The organism is Escherichia sp. WS1451 (assembly GCF_046487365.1).
GTDB lineage: Bacteria > Pseudomonadota > Gammaproteobacteria > Enterobacterales > Enterobacteriaceae > Escherichia > Escherichia coli.
On record NZ_JBJQJP010000004.1, the window covers coordinates 137,500 to 150,625 of the forward strand.

Genomic DNA, 13,126 nt, shown 5'->3' on the forward strand with positions numbered 1-13,126 from the left:
GACACAATATGATTTATCCTGATGAAGCAATGCTTTACGCACCGGTTGAATGGCACGACTGCTCCGAAGGTTTCGAGGACATTCGTTATGAAAAATCTGCCGACGGTATCGCAAAAATCACCATTAATCGTCCGCAGGTGCGCAATGCCTTCCGTCCTCTGACGGTAAAAGAGATGATCCAGGCACTGGCAGATGCGCGTTATGACGACAACATCGGCGTGATCATTCTGACTGGCGCAGGCGATAAAGCGTTCTGCTCCGGTGGTGACCAGAAAGTGCGTGGTGATTACGGCGGCTATAAAGATGATTCCGGCGTACATCACCTGAACGTGCTGGACTTCCAGCGTCAGATTCGTACCTGTCCGAAACCAGTTGTCGCGATGGTGGCTGGCTACTCCATCGGCGGCGGTCACGTTCTGCACATGATGTGCGATCTGACTATCGCGGCAGATAATGCCATCTTCGGTCAGACTGGCCCGAAAGTCGGTTCCTTCGACGGCGGCTGGGGCGCTTCCTACATGGCGCGCATCGTCGGACAGAAAAAAGCGCGTGAAATCTGGTTCCTGTGCCGTCAGTACGACGCGAAACAGGCGCTGGATATGGGCCTTGTAAACACCGTGGTACCGCTGGCGGATCTGGAAAAAGAAACCGTGCGCTGGTGCCGTGAAATGCTGCAAAACAGCCCGATGGCGCTGCGCTGCCTGAAAGCTGCACTGAACGCCGACTGTGACGGTCAGGCAGGTCTGCAGGAGCTGGCGGGCAACGCCACCATGCTGTTCTACATGACGGAAGAAGGTCAGGAAGGTCGCAACGCCTTCAACCAGAAACGTCAGCCTGACTTCAGCAAATTTAAACGGAATCCGTAATGCGTAGCGCGCAGGTATACCGCTGGCAGATCCCCATGGACGCGGGGGTGGTTCTGCGCGACAGGCGGTTAAAAACCCGCGACGGGCTGTACGTTTGCCTGCGTGAGGGCGAGCGCGAAGGGTGGGGGGAGATCTCCCCACTGCCGGGCTTCAGCCAGGAAACCTGGGAAGAGGCGCAAAGCGTGCTGCTTGCCTGGGTAAATAACTGGCTGGCAGGCGATTGCGAATTACCGCAGATGCCTTCCGTGGCCTTTGGCGTAAGCTGTGCATTGGCGGAGCTGGCAGATACGCTCCCGCAGGCGGCCAATTACCGTGCGGCACCACTGTGTAATGGCGATCCTGACGATCTGATCCTCAAACTTGCCGATATGCCTGGTGAGAAAGTGGCGAAGGTCAAAGTGGGATTGTACGAAGCCGTGCGCGACGGCATGGTGGTGAATCTGTTGCTGGAGGCAATTCCGGATCTGCATTTGCGTCTTGACGCGAATCGCGCCTGGACACCGCTGAAAGGCCAGCAGTTTGCCAAATACGTTAACCCGGATTATCGCCACCGCATTGCTTTTCTCGAAGAGCCGTGCAAAACCCGCGATGATTCGCGTGCGTTTGCCCGTGAAACCGGCATTGCCATTGCCTGGGATGAAAGCCTGCGTGAGCCGGATTTTGCCTTTGTGGCGGAAAAAGGTGTGCGCGCGGTAGTTATCAAACCCACGCTCACGGGCAGCCTGGATAAAGTACGCGAGCAGGTGCAGGCGGCGCACGCGTTGGGGCTGACGGCGGTGATCAGTTCTTCTATTGAGTCGAGCTTAGGCTTAACGCAACTGGCGCGGATTGCCGCCTGGTTAACGCCAGACACCATTCCGGGGCTGGACACGCTGGATCTGATGCAGGCGCAGCAGGTTCGTCGCTGGCCGGGTAGCCCGCTACCGTTAGTGGAAGTTGATGCACTGGAGCGGCTGTTATGATCTTCTCTGACTGGCCGTGGCGTCACTGGCGGCAAGTGCGGGGAGAAGCCATCGCCTTACGTCTTAATGACGAGCAACTTAACTGGCGCGAGCTTTGTGCTCGCGTCGATGAATTAGCCTCCAGCTTTGCGGTGCAGGGTGTGGTTGAGGGCAGCGGCGTGATGTTGCGGGCGTGGAATACGCCGCAAACGCTGCTGGCCTGGCTGGCGTTACTGCAATGCGGGGCGCGGGTGTTGCCCGTGAACCCTCAGCTGCCGCAACCGCTGCTTGAGGAATTGCTGCCCAATCTTACGCTGCAATTTGCGCTGGTGCCGGAAGGGGAAAACACGTTTCCGGCGTTAACGTCGCTGCACATTCAGCTGGTTGAAGGCGCACATGCCGCTGCGTGGCAGCCGACGCGTCTGTGCTCAATGACGTTGACCTCCGGCTCTACCGGTTTGCCGAAAGCCGCTGTTCATACTTATCAGGCCCATCTTGCCAGTGCGCAAGGTGTGTTATCGCTGATACCGTTTGGCGAGCACGATGACTGGTTGCTCTCTTTACCGCTGTTTCACGTCTCCGGTCAGGGAATTATGTGGCGCTGGTTATACGCTGGTGCGCGGATGACGGTACGTGATAAACAGCCCCTGGAGCAAATGCTGGCAGGCTGTACTCACGCTTCACTGGTGCCAACACAACTCTGGCGTTTGCTGGTTAACCGTAGTTCCGTTTCCCTGAAAGCGGTTTTACTTGGCGGCGCGGCTATCCCGGTCGAGTTGACGGAACAGGCGCGCGAGCAGGGGATTCGTTGCTTTTGCGGCTATGGTCTGACCGAGTTTGCCTCCACGGTGTGTGCGAAAGAAGCCGACGGCCTGGCGGACGTTGGTTCGCCGCTGCCGGGTCGGGAAGTGAAAATCGTTAATGATGAAGTGTGGCTGCGGGCTGCCAGTATGGCAGAAGGTTACTGGCGTAACGGGCAACGGGTTCCACTGGTTAATGACGAAGGCTGGTACGCCACGCGCGATCGCGGTGAGATGCATAATGGCAAGCTGACCATTGTCGGACGTTTAGACAATCTATTCTTCAGTGGCGGTGAGGGTATTCAGCCGGAAGAAGTCGAGCGCGTTATTGCTGCACATCCTGCGGTTTTGCAGGTGTTTATCGTCCCCGTTGCCGACAAGGAGTTTGGTCATCGGCCGGTAGCGGTGGTGGAGTATGACCAGCAAACCGTTGATCTTGACGAATGGGTGAAAGACAAGTTGGCTCGTTTTCAGCAACCGGTGCGTTGGTTAACGTTACCATCAGAACTGAAAAACGGCGGTATTAAAATTTCACGTCGGGCGCTAAAAGAGTGGGTGCAACGCCAGGATTAAGAAATCATTAGTTTCACTTCGCAATTTTGCCATTCCATTGCCGTTGATAATAGGTTTATCTGTTAATCTGTAAATTAATGTGAAAATTCTTATCAAACAGGGTGGTGCAATGGAATGGCTGGTTAAAAAGTCATGCTGTGATAAACAAGATAACAGACATGTACTTAAGCTTTGTGATGCTGGTGGCACGATAAAAATGATTGCCGAAGTGAAGAGTGACTTCGCCGTGAAAGTGGGGGATTTACTCTCGCCTTTGCAGAATGCGCTTTATTGTATTAATCGTGAAAAGCTGCATACGGTGAAAGTCCTCTCGGCAAGCAGCTACAGCCCCGATGAGTGGGAACGGCAGTGTCAATCGGCTGGGAAAACTCAGTAACGTTGTTTTGTGGTGGGCAGGAAAATCAGCATCAACCCGCTCATAATACAGGCTACTCCCAGTAGTGCTTTCAGCGAAAAAGTTCCTTCCCAGCCGGGAAGTACCATTGAAGCAATCCATACCAGCACATAACTCATACTGAGCAAGGCATAGGCTTTGCTTAGTGCAAGTTTATGTAGTGTTTTATACCAACAAAAAACGGAAAGCAGATAACCCAGCAGCCCGAGTAACAGTATCCGGGCATCCAGGCCAAAAGCTAACAGCGCCGCGATAAAATCCCATAAGTGCGTCATCGGCGGCAGGTGACTCGCCGCAAAACCCAGGCTTAATTGCGCAGCGGAGGCGATAATGACGCTGAATAATCCCCACATCAGGCCCATTACACGGTACTCCCGAGGATCACAATGCCACCAATAATGAACGCCACCCCACACCAGTGACGCGGCGATACCGGTTCGTGCCACAGTTTTACTGCAGCCAGCGTCACCCAGACAAAATTCAGACTTAACATCGGGTAGGCAATGCCTACCGGTACGTTCTGCAAGACCAGCAGCCAGAGCACCATGGCAAGACCAAGACAAGCCAGCGCCAGTCCCAGCCACAGCACGATATGTTTGCGCCGTTTGTTTATCGCCACAAAGCAGGTTGCCTGTTTCTGACACAACTGCCCGGCAACGCTAAGCAAGCTGGCAAAGACTAATGTTAGCCAGATCATTTGGGACGATACTGAATCAGCACCAGACGCTCCTGACGATCGATGGCATCTGCGGGCGGAATGGCGAGACTGTTGATATCTTCATCGCGGTCAACCGAAAGTACGAGTGTAATAATCCCCTCCTGACGATGTTGATTAAGCCAGTTTGCGAACTCATCACCGCTGACAAATCTCCCTTTCGCATCCGGATAATTAAGGCCGTACTTCAACTCACCTGTCTGGCGATACATGATGATGTCATCGCGTTGCAGGCTCCATGCCAGACCTGCGGCAACACCGACGCTATCAGTAAGAATATAGCGGCTTGGCTGAAGTGATTCTTGTGTCATCTCGACAAAAAATTGCGGATGTTTTCCTTCCATGACTCTGTCAGGAATTGAAAATCCTACCAGCAACGCCAGCCCCAGCGGGCAAAGCGCGGCAAAAGACCAGGTCTTTTCGACGTTTGTTAAGGTGTACCAGCCGAAAAATGCCCATAGCGAAAAAATCGACCAGGCACAAAAGACTTTATAGCTCTCGAAGGTTTGCCACACTGGCGTGTTCATTGGTCCCCATGGGGAGACCACAAATGTGGCAATAATGCCAGTGACACCAAAAGCGATGTTAATCCAGCCATTAATCCGCAGCGCCAGAGGATTATTTTTTGCTGCCAGCAAAGCGTAATGCGCCATCAGCATTGCCAGAGGTGCAAAGCAGGAAAGAATATAGGTGGGCAATTTGCCTTTAGCGACGGAGAAAAACAGCAGCGGCATTATCGTCCAGCTCAACAAATAGACGGTTGCGGAATGCTTGCGGTTTTTCCAGCCTGCGTACAGTGCTCCGGGGAGTAATCCCAGCCACGGCAGGCTACCGGCAATGATGACCGGCAAGTAGTACCAGAACGGAGCTCTATGCTGAGCATCATCCATTGCAAAGCGTTGAATATGCTCAACCCAGAAAAAATAGTGCCAGAAGTCAGGCTCCCGTTGCGCTATCGCCAGTCCCCAGGGGAGAACCGTCAGTACGCAACTGATAACCGCCAGCCAGCCGTAAATAAAGAGATCTTTCCAGCGTTTTTGCGTTGCAACCCATGGAAGCACGCTTAATACCGGCACGGCAAGGGCGAGAAAACCTTTGGTCATCACCCCCATGCCGCAGGTGATTCCCAGCAGTAAAAATCCCGCGCTTTTACCTTTCCACGTTTGCGCATCCATTGCCAACCAGAAGCTACACATTCCCGACACCAGCCAGAATGCAATAAACGGATCGAGCACGGCGTAAGTGCCGATGGCGTAGACAATAAGCAGCGAGAGATAAATGACAGCGGCGAGTAGTGCCAGACGTTTATCGCGCCATAAGCGCAGAGTAAACCAGGTCACCAGCGCGGCAGTTAACAGGGTCGCAAAGATAACGCCTGCCCGCACACCAAAGTTATTCGCGCCAAATAGCCATTGCCCAATGCTGTTAATCCAGTATCCGGCAATGGGTTTTTCGAAATAACGTAGCCCTAACAGATGGGGCACAATCCAGTCGCCGGATGCCAGCATTTCCCGACTGATTTCCGCATAACGCGTTTCATCGGGTTGCCATAGCAGACGCGTGCTGATCGGTAACAGGTAATAGCAGGCAATAAACGCGAAGAGGCCGATAAGGTAACGTACCGATTTCATCAGCGACTACCCGCAATTTGTTGGCAACCCAGCCAGCCTTCACGTCCGGCAATATTTCCGCGAACAACTTGTCCGAGCGGCAACGTCCCTGATAACAGTTCGCTTAAAGGGCAAAATGTCACGCCTTCCTGAGCTGCGCGTTTGAGGAGATCCACAAAATTATGCTGATAAGCGCAGCCTTCAACTTCGGCATGAATGGTGTAAACCGGCGTGCCTTTATCTCGCTGGATGCGGTTGAGTAACCAACCGTTAAAATCTTCTGCTTTCACATCCCGACCAATCACTTCATCCCAGGTGGGTAAGGTCACCGGGATTTGCGCAGTGCCGGGTTTTCCTGAGTCGAGCAAGGGACGAAACGGCATCACCCCACGACAATCGCTGTTGTAGCGCAAATGGAACGCTTCTTTTGCTTCGATCACCTGCTGGTCGGCACGCCAGCCCGCAGCGGCAGAACAGGTTACCGGTTGACCGATAATCTCTTCCAGAGTGCGCAGGCCGCGTGCAATATCGTCGACTAATGTTTGCCGATCCCAGTTACCGCTATGGGCTTGCCAGGCATGGTGATCCCAGGCGTGCAGGCCGACTTCGTGGTATTTAGCCGCTTCACGAATGATATCGGCATTGGCATGACCAATCTCTTTACCTGGCCAGGCCGTACCTGCCAGTAAAATATCCCAGCCATAAAGCGATGCCGCGTTTGAGCGCAGCATCTTCCACAAAAACTGTGGCTTCACCAGTCGCCAGAGATGGCGGCCCATATTGTCCGGGCCGACGCTGAAAAAAATGCTGGCCTGAATATTATGCTTACTCAAGATTTCCAGCAGACGCGGCACGCCTTCACGGGTGCCACGAAAGGTATCGACATCAATGCGTAAGCCGACTTTGGTCATGATGGTTTATCCGTAAGATCAACGGTGCGCAGGAAGAAATCCAGCGTTTCGTCGATGGTTTCCTGCATATCAATTTTCGGTTCCCAGTCCAGGCAGCGGCGGGCATTGCGGATGCTCGGTTTACGATGCTCTACGTCCTGATATCCTTTGCCGTAGTAGCTGCTACTTTCGACAACACGAAAGCCCGCAAACGGTGGGAAGTAATGGCGCAGCGGATGTTTTTCGAAGCTCGCCAGCAGCATCTCCCCCAGTTCTTCAATGCTCGCTTCGTTCTCAGGATTGCCAATGTTGATAATTTCGCCATCGCAGCGATTTCCCGCATTTTCGATAATGCGGTATAACGCCTCGATACCATCCCGAATATCAGTAAAGCAGCGTTTTTGTTTTCCGCCATCAATCAGCTTAATCGGTGAACCTTCTACCAGATTGAGAATGAGTTGCGTAATAGCGCGGGAGCTGCCAATTCGCGCTGCATTAAGGTTATCCAGTCGTGGCCCCATCCAGTTAAACGGGCGGAAGAGGGTGAACTGTAAACCTTCTTTTTCGCCATAGGCCCAGATCACTCGATCAAGTAATTGTTTAGACACCGAATAAATCCAGCGTGGTTTATTCACCGGGCCGACGATTAAATTAGAATGGTCCTCATCGAAGTATTTATCGCTACACATCCCATAAACTTCTGAAGTTGATGGGAAGATGATTCGCTTACGGTACTTCACGCAATAACGGATAATGCGCAGATTCTCTTCAAAATCGAGTTCAAATACGCGTAGCGGGTTGCGGGTATATTCAATCGGCGTGGCTATCGCCACCAGCGGCAACACGACATCACATTTTTTGACGTGATACTCAATCCATTCGGAATGAATGCTGATATCGCCTTCGACAAAGTGAAAATGCGGATGATTCAGAAAACGGCTTATCGCATCGCTGCCAATATCCAGACCGTAAACTTCATAATGATCTTCGCGCAGCAGGCGTTCTGTCAGATGGTTGCCAATAAAGCCATTCACCCCGAGGATGAGTACCCGGGTACGGCGTCGGGCGGCACAGGCAGGCTGGCTATTCAAGCGTGAACCTTGCACCAGGCCCAGCGTCTGCGCTAATTGCGAGCCCTGCATAGTAATGCCGTCGCCCGCCTGTCCAGTGACGATTTCCAGCGCGCCATCGCCACAGGCAATCAGCAGTGGCGCAACAGAAATCACGCTCCCCGGTTGTGCTGCGGGCGCATGAGAATGCACGCGTGACGACCAGACGGTAAATTTCTGATTACCAACATAGCTGAAGGCACCCGGCCACGGATCGGCAACGGCACGCACCATGTTGTGCAGCACGGATGCCGGTTTATGCCATTCGAGGAAACTGTCTTCCGGTGTTCTGCGACCAAAACAGGTGGCTTCGTTTTCGCGCTGGGCGATTTCCAGAATATTACCGTGTTTAATGGCGGGTAATGTCTGTTCCAGTAGCTGGCGCGCGGCATGGCACAATTTATGATGCAGCGTAATGGCGATATCGTCTGGCGCAATGGCAATGCGCAGTTGGGCTACAATGGCCCCAGCATCGGCACGTTTCACCATTCGGTGCAATGTCACGCCAGTTTCCGTTTCACCGTTCACCAGCACCCAGTTCAGCGGCGCGCGACCACGATATTTGGGTAACAGCGAACCATGCAGATTAAATGCACCTGCGGGAGCGAGCTGCAAAATTTCGTCGCAAATAAGATGGCGATAATAAAAAGAAAAAATCACATCAGGTGATAGTTGGGCAATGCGTTCCACCCACAGCGGATGATTAACGTTATCTGGCGCATAAACCGGAATGCCTCTTTCCGCCGCCAGACGAGCTACCGAACCATAAAAGGCTTTTTCACCGGGATTATCAGTATGAGTAAAAATAGCGCTAATTTCGTAACCGGCATCCAGCAGGGCTTCAATACCGAGGCATCCCATATCGTGGTAGGCAAAAACGACGGTTTTCATTATTCATTTTCCTTGCTGGATGGACGGATAACTTGCTGAACAAAATAGCGGGGGCGGGCGCGGACATCGGTGTAGATCCTGCCGATATATTCACCGAGCAATCCCATGCCGATAAACTGAGCGCCAATAAAAGTAAACAGCACGGCAAATAGCATAAAGACGCCTTCTGCCGCCCATTGTGGTCCGAAGGTCAGGCGTAAAATCACCAGCAGCACCGCAATGCTAAAACCGCCAATCGCAATAATGCTGCCAAGCAGACTCAGCATACGTAGCGGCGTAGTGGTAAGGCAGGTCACCAGGTCGTACATCAAATTAATCAGGCGCATAAAACTGTATTTGGATTCACCAAACTCACGCTCGGCATGATGCACTGGAATTTCAATGGCACGGCGGGCGAAGATATTTGCCAGAATCGGGATAAAGGTACTGCGTTCATGGCAGTGCAACATCGCATCGACAATATGACGGCGATAGGCGCGCAGCATACAACCGTAGTCACCCATTGCTTTGCCGGTGGTGCGCTGAATAAGCCGGTTAATCATCTTCGATGCCGTTTTACGAAACCAGCTGTCCTGGCGGTTCTGGCGTACAGTCCCTACCACGTCGTAGCCTTCATCGGCTTTTGCCACCAGGCGGGGGATCTCCTCTGGCGGATTCTGGAGATCGGCATCGAGGGTAATAATTAAGTCGCCGGTAACGTGGCTGAAACCTGCCATGATCGCCGAATGCTGTCCGTAATTACGATTAAGCAAAATAGACACGATGTGGCTGCCCTCTGCTTGTGAGGCTTCGACCAGCATATGCGCGGAATTATCGCTACTGCCGTCATCAATCAGCAGGATCTCATACTCTTTCCCCAGTGATTCACAGGCTTTTGTGGTGCGCCTGATTAATTCCGGTAAGCTTTCCTGCTCGTTATAAACGGGAATAACCACCGAGACTTTCTTAACAGGGTGGATTTCAAACATGGCTTATTGTCCTGCGAGTTGCTGAAGGGCTGTGATGACGCGGTCGGCATCGGCGGTGGTCATATCCGGGAACAGCGGCAACGAACAGATGCGTTCGCTATTCCATTCGGTATTCGGTAACGACAGCGTGGGAAAACGCTCGCGATAATATTTTTGTGTGTGAGCGGCGCGGAAATGTAACCCGGTACCAATACCTCTTTCTTTTAACGCTTCCATCAACGCATCGCGACTGATACCACAACGTTGTTCATCGACACGAATAATAAACAGATGCCAGGCGTGAACGTGCGGCCAGGCGGGAAGGCTTAATGGCTGAAAGGGGAGAGCTGCCAGTGCTTGCTGATATTGCTGGACAATTTCGCGCCGACGGGTGTTGAGGTGCTCTAATTTTGCTAACTGTGTCAGGGCAATCGCGGCGTTAATATCGGTCAGATTGTACTTATAGCCCGGTGTTAAGACTTCAGCTTGCGGTGCACGGCCCCAGGTTTGTCTGTCATAGGCATCGACACCCAGACCGTGAAATTTCAGCATCCGTAGCTGGCGGGCAAGGTTTTCATTATCAGTTACAATCAGGCCACCTTCAGCACAGGTAATATTTTTAATGGCATGAAATGAAAAAATAGCGGTACCTTTTGCGCCAATATGTCGCCCTTTGTAATACGTACCGACGGCATGGGCAGCATCTTCGATAACTGCGATGCCGTAACGTTCGCCAATGGCGCGAATGGCGTCAATATCTGCTGGCGCACCGGCATAATGCACCGGAATGATGGCTTTAGTGCGTGGCGTAATGGCTGACTCGATCGCTTCAGGCGTGACCATCAGCGTATCGCGGTCGACATCCACCATTACCGGCGTTGCACCCAACAAGGAGATCATATTGAGGGTTGAAACCCAGGTCAGGGAAGGCGTAATCACTTCATCGCCCTTGCCAATTTCCAACGCCATTAGCGTGATATGCATTCCGGCGGTGGCTGAACTGACCGCGATGGCATGCTGATTTCCCGTCAACTGGCAAAAGGCTTGTTCAAGCGCCTGATTCTTCGGACCGGTTGTGATCCAACCGGATTCGAGAACCTCTTTAACTGCAGCGAGTTCCTCCACGCCCATTGCTGGTCGCGAAAAAGGCAAAAATTCTGACATTGCTTTTCCTTCCGCCATTGAATACCTGTCCACTTATATTTGCTATAAAGAGTGTTGTGTATATTTTGCCATTTGGAGCAAAATTTTAAGGATAGAATATTAACTTAACCTTAAGAAACTAATATTAGACGTAAATATTGAAATTTTTATATTTTTTCTTATTTAGGCTTTGCATTTGGCAAAATTTTGAGGCATTTTGCCAGCATCGCAGGATTTTTAATATTACACCAACTGCTAATTATCGCCAGAAATGTCGCTCAATTTCACGGTAATTGTCTGGTTGCGCTTGTCTATAGGTGGAGTTTACGTGTTAGCTTTTTGCCGATCTTCGTTGAAGTCAAAAAAATATTTCATCATTTTACTGGCGCTCGCTGCAATTGCCGGACTGGGTACTCATGCCGCCTGGAGTAGCAATGGTTTGCTACGTATCGACAATAAAACGCTGGCCAGACTGGCACAGCAGCACCCGGTTGTCGTTTTGTTTCGCCATGCTGAACGTTGCGATCGTTCAACCAATCAATGCTTGTCAGATAAAACAGGTATTACGGTCAAAGGTACCCAGGATGCCCGAGAACTGGGCAACGCTTTTAGTGCTGATATCCCTGATTTCGATCTCTATTCCAGTAATACCGTCCGGACCATTCAGTCGGCGACCTGGTTTTCAGCGGGTAAAAAGCTGACGGTAGATAAACGACTTCTTCAATGCGGTAATGAGATTTATAGTGCAATTAAGGACTTACAAAGCAAAGCACCTGATAAAAATATCGTTATTTTTACCCATAATCATTGCCTGACATATATTGCTAAAGATAAGCGTGATGCGACATTTAAACCCGATTATCTGGATGGTTTAGTCATGCATGTGGAAAAAGGCAAAGTTTATCTGGATGGGGAATTCGTTAACCACTAAATTTTCAATCTGACAGCCAGTAATGGCTGTCATCATTGTTACAGAAGACCTTTCAAACGTAACGTTTTTCGGGTGGCGGCATTCAAATCATAATGCACTAGATCTTCAGGTTTTACCCACGCGTAGTCCTGAAACTCTTCGTTTATTTTCACTTCTCGGTTGGCAGAAACGCAGTCAAAAATCAGGTAAATCATATAAATCTCTTCCTTGCGACCATCTGCATACGTCTTGGTGCGAATATCATCGCTGAAGGTCCACGGCGTGATTTCTGTCAAAAGCAGCTGTTCTCCCAGTTCTTCGCGAATTTCGCGGCGTAGTGCCTCTTCAATTCGTTCGCCAGGCTCTACGCCGCCACCCGAAAGCGCCCATTGACCGGGGAAAACGCCGCGATCGTCGGCCATTTTACACAGCAAATAAGCACCATCATTTTGAATCAAAGGGCATACAATAGTCCGTTGTCGCACAGGGGTATTCCTTATAAATAAAAAGAAACCATGAGAATACGGTAACTCAGAAATATGTGAAAGTGACAGTAATCTCTTTTGCGATGATAACTGTACTTATTATTATTTTTGTGTGTATCGATAAAGTGTGTTTATTTTTTCGGCGTTTAATTATTTAAGAAGTATTTAGTTACAATAAGTGACTAGATCCCTTTTTTCGCTCATTGAATCCTCTGTGCCAGGCAGTACAATCCCGCAGCTTTGGGAATTTTGATTAATTGCTTGTGGGAAAGGGGATATGAAAAAAATTGCGCTAGCAGGTCTGGCCGGAATGCTGTTGGTTTCTGCATCGGTCAATGCAATGAGCATCAGCGGTCAGGCGGGTAAAGAATACACCAATATTGGTGTCGGTTTTGGGACTGAATCGACGGGCCTGGCGTTAAGCGGTAACTGGACACATAACGACGACGACGGTGACGTCGCGGGCGTGGGGCTGGGGTTGAATCTGCCTCTCGGGCCGTTAATGGCGACCGTTGGCGGAAAAGGCGTTTACACCAACCCGAATTACGGCGATGAAGGTTATGCCGCAGCGGTAGGAGGTGGTTTGCAGTGGAAAATTGGCAACAGTTTCCGTCTGTTTGGCGAGTATTATTACTCCCCGGATTCGCTCTCCAGCGGTATTCAAAGTTATGAGGAAGCGAATGCGGGCGCGCGTTACACCATTATGCGTCCAGTCAGTATTGAGGCGGGCTATCGCTACCTGAACCTTTCTGGTAAAGACGGTAACCGCGACAACGCCGTGGCTGACGGCCCGTATGTGGGGGTTAACGCCAGTTTCTGATCCCTTCCGGCGCGGCATTCTGCCGCGCCATT

At 51.3% G+C, this 13,126-nt stretch carries 14 protein-coding genes; 6 read left to right on the forward strand and 8 right to left on the reverse strand.

The window, feature by feature from the left end; translation table 11 throughout:
* Positions 1–8: 8 nt before the first annotated feature.
* The 4 genes from menB (at position 9) to pmrD (ending at position 3,556) form a co-directional block, all read left to right on the forward strand.
* Positions 9–866, forward strand: a complete 858-nt coding sequence (menB, locus tag ACJHX7_RS07710) for a 1,4-dihydroxy-2-naphthoyl-CoA synthase (protein WP_000639989.1) — start codon at positions 9–11, stop codon at positions 864–866.
* Positions 866–1,828 carry an o-succinylbenzoate synthase gene (gene menC, locus ACJHX7_RS07715; RefSeq protein WP_032171646.1) on the forward strand — a complete coding sequence of 321 codons (963 nt, stop codon included), beginning with the start codon at positions 866–868 and terminating at the stop codon, positions 1,826–1,828. Before menB ends, menC begins: the two co-directional genes overlap by 1 nt.
* A complete protein-coding gene (menE, locus tag ACJHX7_RS07720) occupies positions 1,825–3,180 on the forward strand; it encodes an o-succinylbenzoate--CoA ligase (RefSeq protein WP_094029687.1) in 1,356 nt (451 codons plus the stop codon). Before menC ends, menE begins: the two co-directional genes overlap by 4 nt.
* Before the next feature lie 109 nt (positions 3,181–3,289).
* Complete coding sequence (pmrD, locus tag ACJHX7_RS07725; protein WP_022645912.1) at positions 3,290–3,556, forward strand: signal transduction protein PmrD; 267 nt, start codon at positions 3,290–3,292, stop codon at positions 3,554–3,556.
* Here the strand turns inward: pmrD and arnF are convergent.
* From arnF to arnB, 7 genes are read right to left on the reverse strand one after another with little or no spacing between them, the layout of a single operon-like run.
* Positions 3,550–3,936, reverse strand: a complete 387-nt coding sequence (gene arnF / locus ACJHX7_RS07730; protein ID WP_000523864.1) for a 4-amino-4-deoxy-L-arabinose-phosphoundecaprenol flippase subunit ArnF — start codon at positions 3,934–3,936, stop codon at positions 3,550–3,552. The two genes, pmrD and arnF, sit on opposite strands and share 7 nt — an antisense overlap.
* On the reverse strand, positions 3,936–4,271 hold the full coding sequence (gene arnE, locus ACJHX7_RS07735; RefSeq protein ID WP_000638031.1) for a 4-amino-4-deoxy-L-arabinose-phosphoundecaprenol flippase subunit ArnE: 336 nt from the start codon (positions 4,269–4,271) through the stop codon (positions 3,936–3,938). Before arnE ends, arnF begins: the two co-directional genes overlap by 1 nt.
* Positions 4,268–5,920, reverse strand: coding sequence for a lipid IV(A) 4-amino-4-deoxy-L-arabinosyltransferase (gene arnT / locus ACJHX7_RS07740; RefSeq protein WP_000844025.1), 1,653 nt, complete (start codon positions 5,918–5,920; stop codon positions 4,268–4,270). Before arnT ends, arnE begins: the two co-directional genes overlap by 4 nt.
* Entirely contained in the window at positions 5,920–6,810 is an 891-nt protein-coding gene (gene arnD, locus ACJHX7_RS07745) for a 4-deoxy-4-formamido-L-arabinose-phosphoundecaprenol deformylase (protein WP_094029688.1), read from the reverse strand. The genes arnT and arnD overlap by 1 nt, the downstream gene beginning before the upstream one ends.
* Positions 6,807–8,789, reverse strand: a complete 1,983-nt coding sequence (gene arnA / locus ACJHX7_RS07750; protein WP_094029689.1) for a bifunctional UDP-4-amino-4-deoxy-L-arabinose formyltransferase/UDP-glucuronic acid oxidase ArnA — start codon at positions 8,787–8,789, stop codon at positions 6,807–6,809. The genes arnD and arnA overlap by 4 nt, the downstream gene beginning before the upstream one ends.
* Positions 8,789–9,757, reverse strand: coding sequence for an undecaprenyl-phosphate 4-deoxy-4-formamido-L-arabinose transferase (gene arnC / locus ACJHX7_RS07755; RefSeq protein WP_000461641.1), 969 nt, complete (start codon positions 9,755–9,757; stop codon positions 8,789–8,791). Before arnC ends, arnA begins: the two co-directional genes overlap by 1 nt.
* Before the next feature lie 3 nt (positions 9,758–9,760).
* Entirely contained in the window at positions 9,761–10,900 is a 1,140-nt protein-coding gene (gene arnB / locus ACJHX7_RS07760; protein ID WP_023908921.1) for a UDP-4-amino-4-deoxy-L-arabinose aminotransferase, read from the reverse strand.
* Between the two features lie 307 nt (positions 10,901–11,207).
* Here arnB and ais point away from each other — a divergent pair, with 307 nt between their 5' ends.
* The gene (ais, locus tag ACJHX7_RS07765) at positions 11,208–11,810 is read left to right on the forward strand and encodes a lipopolysaccharide core heptose(II)-phosphate phosphatase Ais (protein WP_094029690.1); all 603 of its coding nucleotides are present in this window, start codon (positions 11,208–11,210) and stop codon (positions 11,808–11,810) included.
* Between the two features lie 38 nt (positions 11,811–11,848).
* On the opposite strand, the gene nudI is transcribed toward ais, so the two are convergent.
* Entirely contained in the window at positions 11,849–12,274 is a 426-nt protein-coding gene (gene nudI / locus ACJHX7_RS07770; RefSeq protein ID WP_094029691.1) for a nucleoside triphosphatase NudI, read from the reverse strand.
* Between the two features lie 277 nt (positions 12,275–12,551).
* On the opposite strand from nudI, the gene ACJHX7_RS07775 reads away from it, so the two are divergent.
* Positions 12,552–13,094 carry a YfaZ family outer membrane protein gene (locus ACJHX7_RS07775; protein ID WP_000717009.1) on the forward strand — a complete coding sequence of 181 codons (543 nt, stop codon included), beginning with the start codon at positions 12,552–12,554 and terminating at the stop codon, positions 13,092–13,094.
* Positions 13,095–13,126 lie beyond the last annotated feature (32 nt).

Bases quoted from the DNA above. Each gene is read 5' to 3' on its own strand.
- menB (WP_000639989.1), top strand. From the start codon at position 9: ATGATTTATCCTGATGAAGCAATGCTTTACGCACCGGTTGAATGGCAC.
- menC (WP_032171646.1), top strand. From the start codon at position 866: ATGCGTAGCGCGCAGGTATACCGCTGGCAGATCCCCATGGACGCGGGG.
- menE (WP_094029687.1), top strand. From the start codon at position 1,825: ATGATCTTCTCTGACTGGCCGTGGCGTCACTGGCGGCAAGTGCGGGGA.
- pmrD (WP_022645912.1), top strand. From the start codon at position 3,290: ATGGAATGGCTGGTTAAAAAGTCATGCTGTGATAAACAAGATAACAGA.
- arnF (WP_000523864.1), bottom strand. From the start codon at position 3,936: ATGGGCCTGATGTGGGGATTATTCAGCGTCATTATCGCCTCCGCTGCG.
- arnE (WP_000638031.1), bottom strand. From the start codon at position 4,271: ATGATCTGGCTAACATTAGTCTTTGCCAGCTTGCTTAGCGTTGCCGGG.
- arnT (WP_000844025.1), bottom strand. From the start codon at position 5,920: ATGAAATCGGTACGTTACCTTATCGGCCTCTTCGCGTTTATTGCCTGC.
- arnD (WP_094029688.1), bottom strand. From the start codon at position 6,810: ATGACCAAAGTCGGCTTACGCATTGATGTCGATACCTTTCGTGGCACC.
- arnA (WP_094029689.1), bottom strand. From the start codon at position 8,789: ATGAAAACCGTCGTTTTTGCCTACCACGATATGGGATGCCTCGGTATT.
- arnC (WP_000461641.1), bottom strand. From the start codon at position 9,757: ATGTTTGAAATCCACCCTGTTAAGAAAGTCTCGGTGGTTATTCCCGTT.
- arnB (WP_023908921.1), bottom strand. From the start codon at position 10,900: ATGTCAGAATTTTTGCCTTTTTCGCGACCAGCAATGGGCGTGGAGGAA.
- ACJHX7_RS07775 (WP_000717009.1), top strand. From the start codon at position 12,552: ATGAAAAAAATTGCGCTAGCAGGTCTGGCCGGAATGCTGTTGGTTTCT.